Annotated in this window: 11 protein-coding genes; 5 read left to right on the top strand and 6 right to left on the bottom strand. The window is 56.2% G+C overall.

Features of this window, described 5'->3' with window-relative positions:
* Positions 1 to 33: 33 nt before the first annotated feature.
* Together OLTU_RS31880 and OLTU_RS11540 are read right to left on the bottom strand one after the other, a co-directional pair.
* The gene (locus OLTU_RS31880; protein ID WP_176736533.1) at positions 34 to 183 is read right to left on the bottom strand and encodes a hypothetical protein; all 150 of its coding nucleotides are present in this window, start codon (positions 181 to 183) and stop codon (positions 34 to 36) included.
* A gap of 118 nt (positions 184 to 301) precedes the next feature.
* Complete coding sequence (locus OLTU_RS11540; RefSeq protein WP_141732912.1) at positions 302 to 691, bottom strand: response regulator; 390 nt, start codon at positions 689 to 691, stop codon at positions 302 to 304.
* A 194-nt stretch (positions 692 to 885) separates the two neighbouring features.
* Between OLTU_RS11540 and OLTU_RS11535 the strand changes: the two genes are divergently transcribed.
* Complete coding sequence (locus OLTU_RS11535) at positions 886 to 1935, top strand: sensor histidine kinase (RefSeq protein ID WP_141732911.1); 1050 nt, start codon at positions 886 to 888, stop codon at positions 1933 to 1935.
* On the opposite strand, the gene OLTU_RS11530 is transcribed toward OLTU_RS11535, so the two are convergent.
* The 3 genes from OLTU_RS11530 to OLTU_RS11520 form a co-directional block, all read right to left on the bottom strand.
* Positions 1911 to 2693 carry a CBS domain-containing protein gene (locus OLTU_RS11530; protein WP_176736532.1) on the bottom strand — a complete coding sequence of 261 codons (783 nt, stop codon included), beginning with the start codon at positions 2691 to 2693 and terminating at the stop codon, positions 1911 to 1913. The genes OLTU_RS11535 and OLTU_RS11530 overlap by 25 nt on opposite strands.
* A 56-nt stretch (positions 2694 to 2749) precedes the next feature.
* Complete coding sequence (locus OLTU_RS11525) at positions 2750 to 3502, bottom strand: hypothetical protein (RefSeq protein WP_218109985.1); 753 nt, start codon at positions 3500 to 3502, stop codon at positions 2750 to 2752.
* A gap of 235 nt (positions 3503 to 3737) precedes the next feature.
* Positions 3738 to 8960 carry a trifunctional serine/threonine-protein kinase/ATP-binding protein/SpoIIE family protein phosphatase gene (locus tag OLTU_RS11520; protein WP_141732908.1) on the bottom strand — a complete coding sequence of 1741 codons (5223 nt, stop codon included), beginning with the start codon at positions 8958 to 8960 and terminating at the stop codon, positions 3738 to 3740.
* 138 nt (positions 8961 to 9098) lie between these two features.
* Here OLTU_RS11520 and OLTU_RS11515 point away from each other — a divergent pair, with 138 nt between their 5' ends.
* A complete protein-coding gene (locus tag OLTU_RS11515; RefSeq protein ID WP_218109984.1) occupies positions 9099 to 9761 on the top strand; it encodes a class I SAM-dependent methyltransferase in 663 nt (220 codons plus the stop codon).
* Here the strand turns inward: OLTU_RS11515 and OLTU_RS11510 are convergent.
* Positions 9758 to 11809 carry a hypothetical protein gene (locus tag OLTU_RS11510; protein ID WP_141732906.1) on the bottom strand — a complete coding sequence of 684 codons (2052 nt, stop codon included), beginning with the start codon at positions 11807 to 11809 and terminating at the stop codon, positions 9758 to 9760. The two genes, OLTU_RS11515 and OLTU_RS11510, sit on opposite strands and share 4 nt — an antisense overlap.
* 86 nt (positions 11810 to 11895) lie before the next feature.
* On the opposite strand from OLTU_RS11510, the gene OLTU_RS11505 reads away from it, so the two are divergent.
* From OLTU_RS11505 to OLTU_RS11495, 3 genes are all read left to right on the top strand, one after another.
* Positions 11896 to 12480 (top strand): hypothetical protein, encoded by a 585-nt coding sequence (locus OLTU_RS11505; RefSeq protein ID WP_141732905.1) that lies wholly within the window; start codon positions 11896 to 11898, stop codon positions 12478 to 12480.
* The gene (locus OLTU_RS11500; protein WP_141732904.1) at positions 12477 to 13112 is read left to right on the top strand and encodes a hypothetical protein; all 636 of its coding nucleotides are present in this window, start codon (positions 12477 to 12479) and stop codon (positions 13110 to 13112) included. The genes OLTU_RS11505 and OLTU_RS11500 overlap by 4 nt, the downstream gene beginning before the upstream one ends.
* Positions 13113 to 13283: 171 nt before the next feature.
* Positions 13284 to 19019 (top strand): IPT/TIG domain-containing protein, encoded by a 5736-nt coding sequence (locus tag OLTU_RS11495; protein ID WP_141732903.1) that lies wholly within the window; start codon positions 13284 to 13286, stop codon positions 19017 to 19019.

The following is a 19019-nucleotide window of genomic DNA, read 5'->3' as shown; positions in this document are numbered from 1 at the left end:
GCCTGCAAACGATCCTGCAGCCAGATCTCAAAGTCACACACCCAGTCTGGCACAGCCAAGCTGGATCTCTGCCCTTTGCGCCGCGGAAAAACCACGCGCGGGATAATGAAGCGTCTTGAGTTGATCACCGAAGCCGGCGAAGTCATGAATGGTCGGCAGCGGATCCGCACAGGAAATTTGCACCGCATGTTCCTACCAGTGCTCGGAGATTACGAGGATGCCTTGAGGGCCTTGGTCGGCGCTCCATGCGAAACAAACAGAACAGGCATACGGATCGGGTTGGACGGTGGCGTCTTTCCCATCAGTTGGTCCCGGTATTTTGATTCCGGGCGCTTGAGATGATGGCCTGACAGAGCTTGTCGTAGTCGACAGGTTTATTCAAAAGATCACGGGCGCCCAGCCTTCGGGCTTCTTCAAGACTGATTTCCGAGTAGCCGCTGACCAGAAAGACCATAGGTTTGCGCTTGGTCATATTGCTGATCCGGGTCAACAATTCGACACCACTTCCATTGGGCATGCGAACGTCACTCACCACGACATCAAAATCATTCTTGCAGATCAACTGAAACGCGGCGTCGCCGCTTTCCGCCTCGAGTACTTGAAAACCCTTATCGATTAATATAAACGCGACCAGTTCACGCAACACCGGCTCGTCATCAACCACCAGCACCGAAATTGGATTTTCGTTCATTTGTAACACCCATGAGACTTTCGCAGGCCTTAGGTCCTTATAATACAGAAGGCCCCGGGTTCCCTCAGCTTTTTTTTACTCTTTGGGAGTTCTTCGCAAAAGGCCGACGGAGCTCGGGTCCCAGGGGCCTTATCCTTGCGCAAATATAGCCGATACCAGTCATTATCGAACCCGGCGCTCATGACGAGGCGGCGATGCCGACACAATCCGCCAAATACAGCAAATATCAGCAGAAAATCATCTGGGCTCTCAGTTCCTGCGGGTGGCTCGGGCTGGGCCTTTGGATTGGGTCCGACGCCTCAACCTGGATGTATGGGAGTTTTCTTCCATGGGCCGTGTCCGCAGCTTTTTTCTGGGACAGAAAAGCCCCCTTCGTCGCGACCGGTTTCTTTCTGACTGCCTTGGCCTGCCTGCAATGGGATGTCCTGTCCACGAATCCCTGGCTCTGGCTCAGCAGGCAGGGACTTTGGACACCGCTGATTTTCCTGAGCTGCCTGGCCAGTTCTCTTGGGGTACGGCTGCGGCAAGAGCAGGAACTTGTGCAGAAGCTCGGACGTCAGCTCTCCCATGCAGCGCGATTGACTGTGCTGGGACGCTTGTGCAGCGGGATCTCTCATGAAATGAAAAATCACATCGCCGTTGTTATGGGTTATCTTGATCAGCTGCTGGAGGAGGAACCCCTGATAACGGCCCATCAACGAAAAATTGAGCGCAGCCTCCTCGCCAACGAAAAAATGCTTCAGTTCCTGACTCAACTTCGGCAGTTGACGCGCGAGCTGGGGCAGGAACGGATCCAGCCGACCCGTGTGCAGGATTCGATCCAGAACACAGCTCTTTTGCTGGACCGTCCTCTTCAGTATCGCTGCATCACCGTCGCGTCAACCGAGGACGCAGCGGCTTTCGAGGTCATGGGCCATGCTCCCTGTCTGCAGACTCTCCTCGTGCATCTCATGCTTCACAGCATGGAAAATTTTGATCGGCACCCTATCCGGGAAGGTCAGATCATTCAGCTGGAAACGCGCCGCCGGTCTGATGAAATTGACCTGCACTATCGCGACAACAGTCGTGAACCCCAGGGCATGACGGAGATGGATCGCATCATCGCCCAACAGCTGATGGCCAGGCAGGGCGGACAACTCGAGTGGGCGCCCGCGGATGCTTCAGGCTGGGCGGTGATCCTTCGCTTCAAGTCCGTCCCGCACCAGGAAATCCCACAGGATCAGGAAGCCCGCGCCGCATCGTGATGCAGACGCGAGAGCAGCAGAAGGATATAGCTGATATCCAGTGGTTTCAGCGCGACGCAATGCAGTTCATTGTTGAGAAGTTTTTTCAGAGGTTCCACCAGTTTGGGTTGGGAACTCAGGAGAATGAAAACGCCGCGATGGGTCTTGAGTCGGGCCAGATCCTTCTGCGCCTCTTCCATTCCCAGATCATCGATATCAAAGACGATGGGAAGAACGCGCGTGATCGCCTGCTGGACCAACTGGTCGATGTCACCGCCCGTGATCACGGTAAAATTCAGGGCTTCAAACAGTTTTTTATAACGCTGGCGGGTTCCAACATCCCGGGACACGATCACCAGCGATTCCCTGATCAAATCCTTTTTCAGACTTTGCGCCGATTTCAGATAAGCGCTGGTCATGTCCGTGACCGTGAGCATGCCGAGGATATCCTTCGCATGGTTCGAACCATCGCTCACCGGGAAATGGCGCAAGCGTCTTTCAAAAAACATGGTCCGCACATCGTCTTCCAGATGCGCGAGGCGGGCAAAGCTCACGGGTCTTGTCATGAATGCAGCGACGCTGGCATGAAGCTTCTCCTGCTTTTCGAGCAGCGTGAACTTCTGCACGATGTCGCGTTCCGTCACGATACCAACGACCTCACGGTCGTGATTGAGCACGAGGACGCTGCTGATATTCTGGTCGCGCATGGTCGCCACGATTTCCGTCATGGTCTGCTCAGCGTCGACGAATACGAGATGGCGTTTGATGAGTTCTTTCAAGACAGGACCCTCCCCTCCCTCCATTCTCGAGGGAGTCCGGGGGTCCGTCAATGATTTCAGCTGCGAAGATCCCGGAAAAGAGGAGCGGGTTCGGGGGCCAGATTAGGTGGATTGATAACAAAGCGGCGAATTTCACGCTCTGGCAGTGGCATATCCCGCGATTGATTCAAGACCTGAAAGAATTCTTCCTTGCGAAGCCGCGGCAGAGCGGCCTTCTGCTCGGGACTCATCTCCTTCAGCGCGCCCTTCAGGTAGTAGAGCGCCTGGAGCTGCAAAACGCGCCCCTTTTTCCGAACAGCTTTCTGGTAGCGGGAGCCAAGCTCGCTGTCCGACGCGTTGTGGTAACAGCCGACCCATTTGCTCGAGCAGCGTTGGTAGATGTATTCGCCAAAAGTTTCGAGCAGATATTCCACCTGAGCGCTCGGTGAAAGCATCCGCACGGGGTCATGACCGAAGCCCTCCTGGTGATAGCTCCAGTTGAACTGCATGGCGCCAACATCCACGCTGCTCGACTTCGCCGAGCCTTTGCGGGATTTCTTGCGCAGATCTTTTAGAAAATCGACGGCAGCGGTGCCCTTGTAAATGCGAGCACCTTTCTCGGTGTTATGGCGCGCGATCAAAAAACGAAAACTTGATTCCTGATTGGCGATCTGCCAGATGATGTCGGGATTGGTCGTTTGGCAGGCCGCGTAGGCCAGCTCTTCCAGGTAGGGGCGTTCCCCGTTGGTCAGCACATTGGGATTAACTTTCGCAGCGGTTTCCTGAAAGACCGTTTCACAGTTTTGTCCGGCGTGAGCAGCCGCATACAAGATAACGCTGAGGGTGAAAGGACCCATTTCTGACAAGCCTCTCGAGTGGTGGTAGAGCCTTGCTGCAAAAGCCATGCATGGACGGCCTTTGTATCAAAGCAATGACTTCACAGACACACTAGACTGTAAAGCCGACACTGTTGTCGCCCCCATTAGGGGTCGAATGAATATTACGTCGAGACGGGAAAAAATGGAAGCCCAGGAATCATGCAGAGTCGAATGGGCTGATTCAGGCTCAAGCGGAATCGCTCCAGGGCGCGTCCAGGGCCTTGTCCACAGCATCACCCCAACGCACAAGAAGAAAAGTTACATCGTCAGATGGCTTATGTTCTTTCCAAACATGAAAGGCTTCTTCGAGAATTTGGCGCCTTAATTCCTGAGGTGATCGTGAGTTTTCCAGGATCTTTTCCAGCGTCCTCAGGTTCATCTTCTCGCCCTGTGGGCCTACATTTTCGAGGAGTCCATCGGTAAAGAGGAACAGCGCATCGCCTTTTTCCAGTTGAAAGCTCCGCGGTTTCCAGTTGCCATCGCTGCGATGACCCAAAGGACTTCCTGCAGCCTTCAAACCACTCACGCGCTGACGACCGAGCAAAAGACCAGGCTGGTGGCCGGCGCTGATCATCGTTCCTGCCCCGGTTTTGGTATCGATCCCAATGAAAACCATCGTCATGAGTCGATCGACTTTTGCACCGGTCTCCAAGACGGTTTGATTGGTCGCTTTCACCAGGGTGAGCAGAGTATCCTCCAGACTCAGCTTAACACTCGCTGAGCGGAAGGCATAGAGGGTCGAGTATATGGATCCTGCAGCAGTCCCGGTAATCAAGGACGAGGGCACTCCGTGACCCGTGACATCGCCCACGAAAAGGTAGAGCCGCTGCTGATCCTCATCCTCGAAATAACCAAACCAATCCCCGCCGCTGATTTCAGCTGAACGGTAATAATGCGAAATAGCGTAATGTGGGCTGATGGATTGATTTGGCAACAGGGCACTTTGCACTTGCCGAACCTCGCGGAATGAAGCTTCCAGCGAACTCGCCTTGGACGAAAGTTCGATACGCCCGGCGGTGATTTGCGCGAGCAATTCCAGAACTTCTATTTTCTGCCCATTGAAGGCGTGCGAGGTTTGACGATGCTCGAGATAAAGCGCCCCCAGAAGTTCATAGGCGTCCCGATCACCCGTGATGATCGGCAGGCAGACGATCGCCCGGACACCGGTTTTAATGATGTAAAGCTCTTTTTCCAGTCCCGGTAGCATGCTCTGAGCAACGTGCGCATCGTCGATCACCAGCTTGCTTCTGGTGCGTTCGATATAACCGATCACAGGCCAACACACGCTTGAGGAATCCTGAATAGCATCAGGATTTTTAACGTCGACCTGACCGTCCTGGAAGCTGGCAATCACGTTCCAGCGATGCGATACGCCATCACGGGTGAGCAGCTGCCCTCTTTGCGCGCCGGAAAGTTGCGCGGCATAGGCCACCACTTTCTTGAAGAGCTGGCGATCCTCGGACTCACGCGAAATATCGGCGATCGCGGTGCGGAATGAAATCAATTCATTGTCGCCCGTGCTCACCAAATCTTCGATGGGGGCCATCGGCGAGTTCAGAGCCACTTGATTCAGAAGCGACTGGGCCTTGCGCACGCCACCCCATTCTGCATAGAGTCGCAGGGCCAATCCAAGCCAATGATCAGCGCTTTCCTGAAGTTTCATCGCCTGGCACAGGAAGCCGAGTCGCTCGGCGGCCAGGGCCTCTTCAAAGCCAAAACCCGAGGCTCTGGCCGCGAGCATGGCCTCATGAAGGAGACGCATGGCCTCCTCGGTTTTGTAGCCCAGGATCGCCCATTCCGCCTGCAGAATAAAGACTCGATGCTGCACGTTGCAGGGCACCTGATTCATGAAACGCTTGAGCTGGGCCAAATTTTTTCGCGCCTGCCGTTCGAGCTTGCAGCGCTCACGTCCCTGCTTGTGGCTCACTCCGCGCAGGCAGGCCAGCGCTCCATAGAACAGGACCGTGCTCAGGCCCCAGGAGCCGAGCGCGGCCTCCCGGAGTCGCAAGGCTTCATCCGCGTGATGGCAGGCACGATCCCACTCATCCGCATAGAAAGCCACCATGAGTTTGGCGGAATGGTAATAGAACGCGCAGTCCTGGACGGTATGGAGGAAGTTGCTATATTCCTCCTCATCGAAGGCAGGGCCTTTCAAGGCGAGAGGATCATTCGTTTCACCCAGAAGAACAGCAGCCGCCTCGACGAATACGCTGCGATGCGGGATCAGATGCTCCTGATGCAGCTCATCCAGGAGCCGCGCGTATTTTTGCATTTCATCCTGGAAAATTTTCAGAGGACGGCCCGACTGAAAACTGTAAATGGCATAAAGGTTGAATGAGTGCGTGGCGAACTCGTAGTCGCCACAGTCGAGGGCTTTTTGAAAGTTACCCAGGAGCGACTGGATACTGCGTCCAATAGGTTCGATCCAGGGCCGAATAAAACCCTGGTATAAAAGTTCCACACGGCAGCGCATGCTCAGGCTTCCGATTTTACGGGCCTGCGTGCGGGCCAGAGCGGAAAGGTCAGCGGCATAGGAAACGCGCCCGGTGAGAGCCAAAAGGATGAGCGCAAAACTCTGACAGATCATGGGCATGGAGGGCGTGTAGCCTTTTTCATAACCAACCTGGATACCGCGGCAGACAAAGAGTGGCCCTAAATAAGGTTCGACCAGGTAGGCCGCCGTGGAAATGCGTTCGCCCAGACGGAAGCCGGCGTCCACGCGGGCTTCCTCATTGGGTCCATGGCTCATGATGTGTTCCATCACATGGCGCGGGTCACCCAGCCGGATCACGCGAATCAGTTCGTTCATGAGCTGTGGACGACCGGCAAAATCCGGAACAGCCAGACCCAGCTCATTAATGACGCGTTTGCCATAAAGTATGCCTTGAAAAATATTGCGACGGAGCAGGTCCTCGACCATCAGCTCCTGACAGGCAAAGGCATCGAGCGGGTTGCGGGCGTTTTCCACGACCTCGCGCACGGCGGCATCCAGATCTTCGCGCAGCTCATACATGAAGGCGGCGGCGGCTTTCTCGGTCAAAAGGTCGATACTGAGCTGATAGTGCTTTTCCCAGCGATCCGCACTCAGGCAGGACAAAGCCTGCTCGACCAGGTGCAGGCAGAGTTCATAGTCACAAATTTTGCGGGCTTCACGCGCGGCCATCAGGTTGATGCGGGCCACTTCCTCGGCATGGAAAAAGGCCTGTTGAAAACGCGCCTGGTCCAGGCAGCGGGCGGCTTTCATTAAATTCTGCATGCGCAGGCTGCCGCTGCCTTTGATGCGCAGGTACAAATAGATTTGCTCGTGGATCAGGCGTCCTTCAGCCGGTGTCAGCTGATTGAGGATGCTGTCACGCCAGCCTTTGGCAGCGAACATGAAGGTGCAGGGCCGATTCGGATCCACCTGGAATTGTCGGAATTCACTGGTGCGCACCGCCACGATCATTCCACTTTGAATGGCGTCATGCAGCGTATCGTAGAGTGCGCAGCGCACGGTCCCGGGAGGGAGCAGGGCATGCAGATCGTGGCTCTGAAAGCTGATGCCGAGGATGGCCGCATATTTCAAATATTCGTAGCCGGGATGCCAACGCCATTCTTCCTGCACGCTCACCATATTCGGCGACATGGCCTGGCAGATGCGCACGACATCATCACGAACCTGCCAGGCATGCCGGGCCGGATCAAAGCGCAGGGCGCCCATGCCGCAAAGTTTCTCGATGATCATGGCCACCATGCTGACATCACCATGACTCATGAGATGCAGCTGCTCCCCCAGCGCTTGAAACTGAGGATCCTCACTGCGGGCCATATCCTGAATCATCTGCACCATGTCCTGCCGCTCGGGACGCGGGACATGAATTTCCAGATAGGAAGGCTGCGCGGCGGCCTGCTGCAAAAATTCCTTGAAGGTCGGTGACGCTTCGGGATCCTCTTCCCGGAAGGCGCCGATGAAGAGCAGATGCGGCACGGGATCATGCAGCGTGAGACTGATGAGGAGCCGCGCGGTGCTGCCGTCCAAAAATTGGAGCTGATCCAGAAAGAGCAGCAGCGGATGATTGGGTTCGCAGAGGACCCGGACCAGGTTTTTCAGGGTCAATTCAAAACGGCTTTCCTGCTGCTTCGGTGGCAGATCCGGCAGCGGCAGCGTTCCCGGGCACAGGACGTCGAGGCTCGGGAGCAGATCCATCAGCACGGCGAGATTGGAGCCGCAGGATTCGGTAATTTTTTTGCGCCAGTATTCCAGTTCGTTTTTGGGGCGATGCAGAAGCTGCATGATGTGCAGGTCCAGAACGAGCGCGAGACTTTCATAGGGAATGCCGAGGCGATGCTTTTGCAGGCTGCCCTGCAAAAGGTATCCCCGGCTCTTCGCCAGGGGTCGCCAAAGTTCCTTGACCAGCAGTGCCTTGCCCGCAAATTCCGGACCGCGCAACATGATGAAGGTCGGGCGACCTTCCAGAAATTGATCCACACCGCGAATCAGGGCCTGCAGGGCTTCGCTGCGTCCATAGATTTTTTCCGGAATGGTGAGCTTGTCGAGCACATCGGTGCTGGCCAACGGAAAGCGCGTGCTCATCGGAGCCTGACCTTCCACCATCGCCGCCGCCTGGTTCAAATCCGTCCGGATGCCTTCGAAGGTGAGATAACGATCCACCGGAACCTTTTCGAGCAGTTTATGCACGATCTGGGACAAGGGAATCGGCAGGCCTTCGACCACCTTGTGCAAGGGTCGGGGTGTCACCGAAAGATGCTGATAGAGAAGTTCGCGCGGATCCTGGCCCAGAAAGGCATTGGCTCCGGAAAAAATGCGATAGAGCACCTGCCCGAGCGCGTAGTAGTCACTGGCGCGCGACAGGCGGTTTTCAATCTGTCCAAACTGTTCCGGCGCCATGAACGGCAGCGAGACCTGGGGGAATGGAATATCCTGCACCAGAGCCCCGCGGTGACCTTCATGAACCGAGAAATAAAGATCCTGAAAGAGGATCCGCTGGCCATCCTTGCTGATACGAATCAGATGCGGACAGAGCGTGCGATGAATGAGCGAAACCTCGTGCATCATGCTCAACGCATCCAGAATGCGCTGACCAATGCGCAGTTTGTCCGCAAGGCTCAGGGTTTCAATGTGCAGGTAGTGATCAAGACTCAGCGTTTCATGGAATTGATAGGCCGCCCAGGTGGTCGACTCCTCCTGCCAAAGACTGATCAGCTCGGGAAAACAGGGCAGACGGAAGCTTTCCAGCAGCTGAGCCTCGGCCTCAAGCAGTCCAACATCCCATTCGGGGAGCTGGGCGCGGTTGAAGGATTTGAGCAGGATCCTGGAACCATCCGAAGTTCGCGCCCGCGCCACACGAATGCCACAGAGCTCATAGAGACGCTCGACATCGGTGAAGAGTTGGCTGTTCCAGACGCTCATCGGCCCTCCCTGGACCCATGGAAATCCTTTAAATCCCCTTTTCCTTTCGGGCTTTCCGCTGAAATATTGAGCCACGCTTGACTTGGAAATTCACCCAGGGTAGGAAAGTTTTTCCCATTGATCCGACGCTTTGAGATCATGAACAATGGAATTATGGAAAATCGCTTTACAGTAAAAACAGTCCAGTTGGCTCAGGAACGTTTTGAGCTGGAACTCTTTGCGGATCTTGACCGCGAATTTTCAGCCCATTTTGATGAATTGAGTGATCCGGCCAAGGACCTGCCGGAGCCGCCACTCTTTGGCAGTCTGTGGCCGTCCGCCGAAGGTCTGGCCTCGTGGCTTCTGGCCAAAACCTGGCCCCTCCGCGGTCAGCGGGTATTGGAAATTGGCTGCGGCCTGGGTTTGCCAAGCCTCCTCTGCGCCCGTCTGGGGGCCCAGGTGGAAACCATGGATCATCATCCGGGTGTGGCGTCCCTTCTGGCCCGCAATTGTCAGCGCAATCAGTTGAAGTCACTGACCTTTCATCTGACCTCGTTTCAAAATGCCAGAACCCGGCTCGGCACTTATGATCTGATCCTCGGCAGTGACATCCTTTATGAACCCGACCTCTATCCGCAGCTCGAGGACTTCATCCTGCGGCATGCCGGACAAAAATGTCACGTTTTGATTGCCGATCCGGGGCGTTATGCTGTGTCCCGCTTCGGTTCGACTCTGAAAAAGAAAAGTCATTATGAAAACGAAAAGGTCATGGTGGATGGCCATGACCTTCCCATCGATATCCATCATTTCAAATTGGGCTAGGCCGCGGCACCCGAAGTGGTGTCAGGCGTTTCCTCTGCCTCCTCGTTCGCAGCCACGTCATGCATCTGATTGGCCCGGAGCACCCGCAAGGCATCCTTCAAACGGGATTTCAGATTCCGCTGCGTATCCGCCAGGGCGTATTTGTTTTCATCGACCAGCATGTGCATCTGCTCCTGCACCAGCTCGCGGCGCGGCGCTTCGATGCTGGCCATGATCATGGCCTTCTTCTGTTCATCCGGGAAAGCTGACAGCAAAACCGCCAGCTCATAGTTGGAGAAAGGTCCGAGCAGATCGTTGCGCACGGATTCGGACTGCGTAAAGAAACTGCCGATCGTGACCACGCGACGGCGCAGCTGCTGGCCGATGTTGGGATTGCTGCGACTGATCTGTTCGATCAGATCGTCTTCCATATCCTCACCACTCTGGGCAATGATGGTTTCATAGTGAGCCAGGTAAGGCAGATAACGATCCTCACGCTTGCGGGTGAGATACTGCTGCACGATGCCATCAATCTCACGATCCGCATGCCCCGCATCCAAAGCTTCCGGCATGGCCGCCAAGGACCTGAGCGCCAGCTCCCTTTCCTGCGGATGGCGTTTGAAACCCTGCATCAGCTGCACAAGGCTTGGGGCATCGAGATAGAGCATGAAGCGGCGCAGACCGTCCTCGGTTTTCAACTGCCGGGCGATCAGGCTGAGTTCATCCGCTTTCAGTGTTCCAAGCGCCCGCTGCAGATCCTCGTTCAAAGCCGCGCGCGTGCCACCCTTCCAGTTGGCCGCCAACAGACGGGTTTGATAGGCTTCCGCGAGTTCATAGAGGACTTCCGTTTTATCCGTCACCGCACGTTCCGTCTGATTGATCAAACGCAGCACCTGATCCTTCTGATCCGAAGCGAGCTGTTCAAAGATGCGATTGGCATTTTGCGGCCCAAGGAGTTCCAGCACCAGTACGGCTTTGAAAGCCTGGCCGCTTTGCGTTAAAAAATTCTGCAGCATTTCGATGACAATCGCATCCGCCTGAGGCTTATGCTGCTTTTGAATCTCCTGGAGGATCCCGCGAAGTTCGGGATAGCTCGGCTGCTGGGACTTGCTGCTGGTGGCCACCGAGGATGCCGCAGGGGCCGTTGCGACAGCCGCGGCCTGCACCCGTTCCATGCTGTCGCTGCCACTGCTGCTGCCGGCGCCTGAGCGGGCCATGGAATCCCCCACGCCTTTGATGGATTTGGCGATGGCTCCAAAGGCATTTTGAATCGCCCCCAAACCACTCGACATCGAGCGTGAAGGCAGAAAGGCCAGCGTGAAGATGCCGCCATAGATCAGGATCAGAACGATGGCGGCTCCCATCGGATTGGCCTTGGCAAATTCCCAGAAACTTTGAAATGCGTTCTGACTCGCCGGCGCAGTAACAGTTCCGCTCCCGCTTTTGCCATTGTTCACGATTTTATCCTGCATTTCCCGCAGTTCCTCACGGAATTGCTCGCGCTCCTTGTCCAGCTGCGCCTTCAGCTCCTCGACCTCACGCCGCGAGTCCACGGTCGTGCCGCCTGCGATAGGACTGAGCCCAGGAATGGGTCGGGCCGGTTCCTCGACGTTGAGTGGGACACTTTGCAGTTCCAAAGGAACCGCGGTTCCCATCAGCTGTTCCAAATGTCGGGCCAAAAGTCTTTGGAGCGTGGATTTGGTCTGGCCTTCCATCCACTGCGGCACCAGAACCTTGACTTTCAGGTCCTGCAGTTTTTTGAGCTGCGCTGCGCTCGGCAGGCCCTGAAAGGATTCGGCAATGATGCTATCGGGTGCATAAGGGACGTCGCCAATGCCCGGAGCATTGGCTGGCAGCTTGAATTGGACATCGACCGCATACTGATGCGGTTTCAGAAATTTCTGCAGTATCGTCTGCAGCTCGTTCGCAAAGGCATGACGGACCAGAGCCGCCTGGGACTCAGCGGAGGCTTTGATCGGTACCTCCTTATTGCGCGCGCCTTGTGCCCATGAAACGCCGGATGTTAGAATGAGGAAAAGCGCGAAGGCTGATAGCTTGCCACTGGCCATGGGATCTTCCTTTACGGACACCGACAGGGCGGATTGCACCTGATATCTGTGCTTATCGACTGTTATCTGCCGGGGTTAAGGGAATTATGAAAAAGAAAATCTTTCTGATCAGTTATATAAGCTTATCCCTGGCCAGCGCTTGTGCCACCAAAACCCTGACCCTCGTCAGCAACGAAAAGGCCAATGTCAGCCTCGTGGACTATGATGACCAGGCAGGTGAAGGCGATCTGGTCGGTGAAACACCCGTCGCCATTGAAATTGATAAATTGAAAAAGCAATATATCCGGGTCTGGGGTGAAGATGTGCACCCGCAGTTCTGGGTGGTCAAACCGCTTGAAGACGCCAAAACCGAAATCACCCTGCGGCTCGAACGCAAGGACGATAGCGCCGAGAATGATGCCGCCTCGCGCATCCAGGATCTGAACCGTTCCTTCCGCATGCTGATGCGGGCCTACAAAGCACTGACGGCCAGGGACCTCGATACATCCCGCGAAATATCCAAACAAATCAATCAATTACAGCCTGATATCGCGGCACCCCATATCATCACCGGGCTCAGTTTCCTGGCGGAAGGCAACAAGCCCAAAGCCCGGGCGGCATTTCTCAAAGCCAAAAACCTGGATCCCGAGGATCGGGACATTGAAGAACTCCTGCGCCTGAGTCAGCCATGAAAAAACTTCTGCTGCTGCTCATGCTGACCGCTCCCGCTTTCGCTCAGGATCGCGATGGCGAGGGCAAGGTGACCAAGACCATTCCCGTGCCGACGAAAAATCCCTGGGATCTCGATCTGCATTTCGGCGCCGGATTCGGCACGTTCACGACCAAGGACAATTTTTCGAAAAGCTTTGGCGGCCTCCTTACGGGGATGTCTGTCTACAACGAATATCTGTTCTCACGCTTCTCCAGTGCCGCCGCCCTGGATCTTCTGATCGATGCAGGCAGTCTGCAGGTCATTCGCAAAGGTGTGAACGGCAGCCTCACCTGGAATTTTCTGGGCGGCAAGAAACTGCAAATCCATCGCCTGAAGCCTGGCATCCTGGCCAGCAGCAACACCTTCGGTCTCGGCTGGGTCTGGCGTCTCGGCTATGCGAGCTTCTCCGCCACACCATCCGCTGTGGGAGCGCTGGAGCTCACGGGTTCCAACGTGCATCTCGACACTGGACTACGCCTCACCTGGAAGTATGGTACGCAGGCCAGTCTCGGGCTTGATGTGATGACCACCGTGCTCTCCATGGCCATGAGCATCGAGAAATCCACGCAAAATGCCTCCGAGTTCACCTTGTCCTGGCGTTATTACCTTTAATCATGAATTGCGAAAGCATCCTTCCGCGTAGAAATTAACGCGGCCAAACATCTCGGCTTTGCGCGATCCTTACCACGCGTCATGATCGTCCCCCACCCCACGCCTCAAGTTCGGGAAATCTTAGCCGAAGCTTCCTATTGATGGGCTTAACTCTTATTTGGCTTGGGGTCTATGCAAACGCGAAATTTCGCATTGACGCTCCTCCTCTTCTTCCTGCTGTCGTGCAACAAGTTGCAGACCGCAGGGGAAAGCAACCCCATCACGTTTTCCGGCATCACCGGCGTTCAGGCCAGTTCTGATAATAGCTATATCATCACCTGGAAGATCCCCTTTACGGTCTTCATCGAAAATTATGAAGTCTATGTCCAGCCCATTGATGCAGAGCAGGCCAAAACTTTAAGCGACGCGACCACGACGCCGGACACCAGCACGGAAGAGAAGGAAACGACCACCGCGGAAGGGGACATCTCCCGGATCGTCACGACGACGGCCGACCTGAACCCCATGAGCGAGGGGCGTCTTGTGGCTCTTGTGAGCGCCGATCGGAGTTCGTTCCGGACGGCCAGCCTCGACGAGGGCTATTACCTGTTCCAGGTCCGCGCGCTGTCCGTGGATGGACGTCGTGACAGCAACACGAGCGCCCGCCTGATTCAGGTGAGTGCCAGCCAGCTCTTCAAAGGGCTGCAGATCGCCGAAGTCATCGGTAGCGATGCGCATCTGAAATGGATCCCCTACCCCAACATACGTGCGACGGATACCTATCAGTACATCGTTTACAAGGGTCCGGCGTTTAACGAACGCGTGGCCTATACCAAGGAATCCGAGATCGCCATCTCCCTGCTCAGTGAGAATGCCGGTGACACCCTCTACTACGGTGTGCGCTTTGTCGATGCTCGAGGCGTCGAGGAAACCAACACCACCCTACTGCCTTTGACCGTACCCGTGATCAACAAGAACTACCTGGGCTGCCTGTCCGTGCAGGGTCTGGGTGCGGATCGGGTGAAAGTGAATTTTGAATGGCCTTCCGAGAATTACAGTGCGATGCGCATCTATCGTGATCAGCAGGAGGCGTTCGTCACACTCGATCGCTCGGTCACAAGTTTTATCGATCGCGGCCTCGTGGAAGGGGAATACTACACCTATACCTGTCAGGGCGTGGCCGGCAAGGATATCATCGCCGGCAGCAACCAGATCAAGGGAGCAACTCTGTCGAGCAATTCGCCCACCTTCCGCGGCATCACCAACGTGCAGGCGGACAGTGCGCATAAGGCCACCGTCTCCTGGGGCGTGACCACTGGCGTGCCGGCTCAATCTTTCCAGGTTTATGCCAACCCGGGCACATCCGTGGACTGGGCCTCCACCCCGGCCTCGACCATTGAGCCCAGTGTTCTGAGCACGGCTCTGACTGGACTCGGCGATGATCTGCCCTACGCGTTCGGCGTGCGGGCCTGCGGCGTCAGCGTCTGCGATCCCAACACCGAGCAAATTCAATTGACCATGCCGGATGATGGGGCTCCCAAAACCATAGGGGCTGAGAGTGCCGTCGTGAGCAGCGGTCAAATCGTGATCCAGGTGCCCTGGAGTCCCGCGCACGGCGGTGTCCTGAAGCGGAAGGTTTACACCAAGATCGGTGGCGAACCGAACACCGATATCAGCACGTACACTCTTTTTCAAACCATTAACGTTACGGATGTCACCAATCCGCCACGCACGATCACACTCGCGAACATGGCCGGCGGCAAGACCTATCACATCATCGTCAGGGATGAAGATCAACACGGGCAGATCAGCAGCAACACCCGCGTCGTGACGGTGGCCGTCGGTGACCTGAGTCCGCCGGCTTTCAACGGCTTGAGCGCCAATGGTCTTGCGGCAGGTCCAGCCGGTCAGGAGGAAACCACGCTGACGGCCACCTTCCAGGCCATTCAAAATTATCAGCAGCATCCGCGTGGCGCCTTCGCCTATCGCTTTTATATTCGGGAAGGCGGCGGTGCAGCCTGTGCCGAGGATTATTATAAGTTCAGCGTGGACGCCCTCCTGATTCCCGAAGGCAGCACCACATACACCGTTCCAGGTCTCACGGCCAGAACTCTTTATTCTGTCTGTATCAAGGTCATCGACGCCAACGGCAACCTATCCACCAACACCAACTATCTGAGCCGGCAGACCCAGGACAAAACCGCACCTGACTTTGATGGTCTGCAAACCCTGACCTTTGATGCGGATCGTGGCGTCGTCAAGCTCACCTGGAACCCTTCCACAGCCGCGGACATCAGCACCTATAAGATCGATACCTGGCTGACGCTCAAAAACGAGACCACCGCACTGCCGATTACCATCCAGCAGAGTGCCGCGCAATCGCCCAATTCCTTCAGCTTTGACAGCACCGTGGTTCCCTTCCAAAGTGAAGCCACACTGGAAGTGGTGGTCAACGCCTGTGATAACGCCGATGTGATCAACGGCGGCACAAAAAACTGCAGCCCCTTTGCGCGGGCCCAGGGTCTGTCGATGACCTTCGCGGATATTCAGCCGCCTCCCGGCTTTATGGGGATCGCGGCATCCTCGGATCTGATCGCGGCCACCGAAGGGCAGATCACGGTGAAATGGATCGAGCCCAGCGACTGGTCAGACTACGCCGGCTTTCAGATTTATACGTTGGATTCCAGCAACAATCTCACCCTCGTCAAGGACTGCGCCTGCACAATGATGCCGGGCTGTCTGGATCATCTGAACGCCTGTGATGTCACGGGTCTCGATACCTTCCGCACCTATCGATTCCATGTCAGAGCCTATGACACGGCGCGGAACTACACCATACTTGATCCGATGATGTCCTTTGCCGACAAACGAACGGTCGACCTGACCAAACCCGTCTTCGTTTCCAACCTTTCGCTCAGCTTTCAGGACGGCGGTTCTCTTCTCAACTGGGCCGCCGCCACGGATAATCAGTATACGAACGAGGAAGGCGCGGCGCTGCTCTATCGCATTTATCGCAAGACCGGCACCAACTTTGGCAACCTCTTGAATCCGTCCGCCTCCGGCCCGGCGCTGGCTGAGATCGCCGATCGCACCTATTTTGATGCGGCCAATCTCGTCAGCGGTACGACCTACTATTATACCGTCTGTGCAGTGGACACGAGCGGCAATGAAGCCTGCGACGGCACTTATAAATCCGTGCAGACTCCCGACCTGGTGCCGCCAACCATCAGCGCGTTTGCCACCAACAAGACCAGCACGTCCAAATCATGGGACCTGACCTGGACCGCCGCGGACAATACCTCAAGCAATGCGAATCTGCTCTTCCGGATCAAAGCCCGTATGTCGAGCGATCCCACGGAAAAGGTGCTGGAATCCGACGCCACCATCTACACGGCCACGGGCAGTGTCACAGCCACCGGCCTGACCGGCCCGATGAACACCGACACCTACATTCATTATCTGCTTATGGTGACCGACGAAGCCGGCAACACCACCACGAGGCAGATCGATATCCATTCGCAAAACCTGATCACGATCAGTGCCGTGCGCACTTCGGAAGGTCCCACCACAGGCAACCGCCTGATCCTGATCGAAGGCAGTGGCTTTCATAGCAGCTCAGCAGTGACCATCGGCGGCACGTCCTGTCAGAACATTCAGATTGTCTCGTCGCGCCACATCCTTTGTCGCACGCCGGCCAAATCCCAGAATACCTATTCGCTGACCATCAGCAATAGCGATGGCTCATCAGCCACCATGAATAACGCCTACACTTACTGCACAGCGGACGTCAACTGCACGAATATTTGCAACAACCCGGCGAGCTGGGAAACCACCTTTGCCATGGAAACCGGTCGGGGCACCACGCTCGCGACACCTTATATCATCTGCAATGCCACCCATCTGAACAACGTGCGAACCATCGCCAACGGCCGCTACTTTTCCATCATGGAAAATATCGATCTCGACGGCGTGGCCTGGACACCTCTCGTCACCAACTCCAGCACCAGTTTCCAGGGCAACCTCACGGGCAATGGCAATATCATCGCCAACCTCAGCCATAATAATGCCAGCCAGGACTATTATGGTTTTATCCGCATCATCGCCGGCAATAGCAAGGTCTCGGATCTGAAGCTCGTCAATGTGAGCATCACAGCCCGCGATCGCGTGGGTGCGCTGGTCGGTGACACATCCAATGACGCCAACACGATCGTTCAGAACATCATGATGTCAGGAACCGTAACCGGACGTCAGGACGTGGGCGGCATCATGGGGCGGGCTTTGGTCCAGACCTTTGATATGGCCGCTTATGGAACGGTGACGGGCACGGTCACAGTCGGCGGGGTCATCGGCTATAAGAATAAGAATGCATCCAATCTCTATTTCGAAGGGACCGTCAGCTCGAATCCAACGGGAAGCGCCTGCAATACCGGGGGTGTGGTCGGCTATTGGGATGGGAACGACGGGACTGCCAGTGAAATCAATGCGACCGCCACCGTCCTATGCGAGCGCGATTCGGCAACCGACGTCCTGGAAACCGGCGGTCTGATCGGACGGTTAAATGATCACACGCTCAGCGACAGCTGGTTCATTGGTTCCGTCACCGGGGATCGACGGACGGGCGGCGCCGTGGGCGGCCTGGTCCGTAGCACGATCGATGGTGTTCAGGTCCAGGGAACGGTGACCGGCGGCAACTCATCCTATACCAGCGGCTATGAAACCGGCGGCATGGTCGGTCTGCTGCATCGCGGTGTTCTGACCAATTGCACCACGTCCGCTACGGTTACGTCCTATTACAGCCACGTCGGTGGCCTCGTCGGCAACTCTGCAGGCGGCGCCCAGCCTTCAGGCACGGAACGACGGAATCTGATTCAAAGCTGCAGTGCCTATGGGGATGTCACCAATCTTGGCACCTACCGCACCGGCGGTGCAATCGGCAGCGCGTCCAATACCGATGTCACGGGCACCTCGGCCAACGGTGATGTCAACGGTGCCCGCGGCCAGGCAGGTGGCTTCCTCGGTTGGGCCGAAACCAGCGTGGTCATCGACGCAAGCTTTGCCAACGGCGATGTGGTGGCCACAGGCTACGATAACGTCGGTGGCTTTGTCGGCGTCATGGATTCCAGTGGCGGCCATGTGATCACCAACTCCTTTGCCAAAGGCGATGTCAGCGGCAATAACTACGTCGGCGGATTCGCCGGGCAGTGTCGCGGCACCTTTACCAAGGACTATGCGACCGGCGTGGTGGTGGGCAACTCCATGGTGGGTGGCTTCTGCGGACGCAACTATGATATCTCCGGCGGCGTGCACACCATTATCGAAGAAAGCTACGCGACCGGTTCGGTGAGTGCTGCGGTGGATCACGTCGGGGGCTTTATCGGCTATGTCTATCGCAACATGGAAATTCGTCATTCCTATGCCACGGGCGAAGTCACAGGCGACGCCAACGTCGGCGGATTCGCCGGTTCCATCGACACGACTCCCGCCCTCATCGAGAAAAATTATTCGATCGGCCGGGTGATCGGCAAAACGCGGGTCGGTGGTTTCCTCGGCTACGGTTATCGCTATGATGCCGACATTCAAGTGATGAACAACTATTCGCGCAGCGCTGTGCAGGGTGAATCAGATGTGGGTGGCTTTGCCGGTTTAACCGCGGCCGTGATCACGCGCTCCTACTCGACCGGGGCTGTGACCCAGGGATTGACTGCATCCAACCTCGGTGGCTTTATTGGACGCTTCGTCAATGGCGGCACACTGTCAGCCCCGGAATGTTATTACGATCAGAACACGTCCGGGCGCAGCACCAGTGCCGGTGGAACAGGTAAAACCACCTTTGAAATGAAGGATCCAAGCACCTTTATCAACTATGATAGCGACATCTGGGACATCAAGAGCGGAGCCTATCCCACCCTCTTCGGGCCGGGGGGTTGA

The sequence above is a fragment of the Oligoflexus tunisiensis genome (assembly GCF_001748245.1).
Taxonomy (GTDB): Bacteria; Bdellovibrionota_B; Oligoflexia; order Oligoflexales; family Oligoflexaceae; genus Oligoflexus; species Oligoflexus tunisiensis.
The sequence above is the reverse complement of the archived record's forward strand: the minus strand, read 5'-3'. Positions and strand labels throughout refer to the sequence as shown.

Excerpts from the sequence above, each read along its gene's own strand:
- OLTU_RS11540 (WP_141732912.1), bottom strand. The coding sequence starts at position 691 with ATGAACGAAAATCCAATTTCGGTGCTGGTGGTTGATGACGAGCCGGTG.
- OLTU_RS11535 (WP_141732911.1), top strand. The coding sequence starts at position 886 with ATGCCGACACAATCCGCCAAATACAGCAAATATCAGCAGAAAATCATC.
- OLTU_RS11520 (WP_141732908.1), bottom strand. The coding sequence starts at position 8,960 with ATGAGCGTCTGGAACAGCCAACTCTTCACCGATGTCGAGCGTCTCTAT.
- OLTU_RS11515 (WP_218109984.1), top strand. The coding sequence starts at position 9,099 with ATGAACAATGGAATTATGGAAAATCGCTTTACAGTAAAAACAGTCCAG.
- OLTU_RS11510 (WP_141732906.1), bottom strand. The coding sequence starts at position 11,809 with ATGGCCAGTGGCAAGCTATCAGCCTTCGCGCTTTTCCTCATTCTAACA.
- OLTU_RS11505 (WP_141732905.1), top strand. The coding sequence starts at position 11,896 with ATGAAAAAGAAAATCTTTCTGATCAGTTATATAAGCTTATCCCTGGCC.
- OLTU_RS11500 (WP_141732904.1), top strand. The coding sequence starts at position 12,477 with ATGAAAAAACTTCTGCTGCTGCTCATGCTGACCGCTCCCGCTTTCGCT.
- OLTU_RS11495 (WP_141732903.1), top strand. The coding sequence starts at position 13,284 with ATGCAAACGCGAAATTTCGCATTGACGCTCCTCCTCTTCTTCCTGCTG.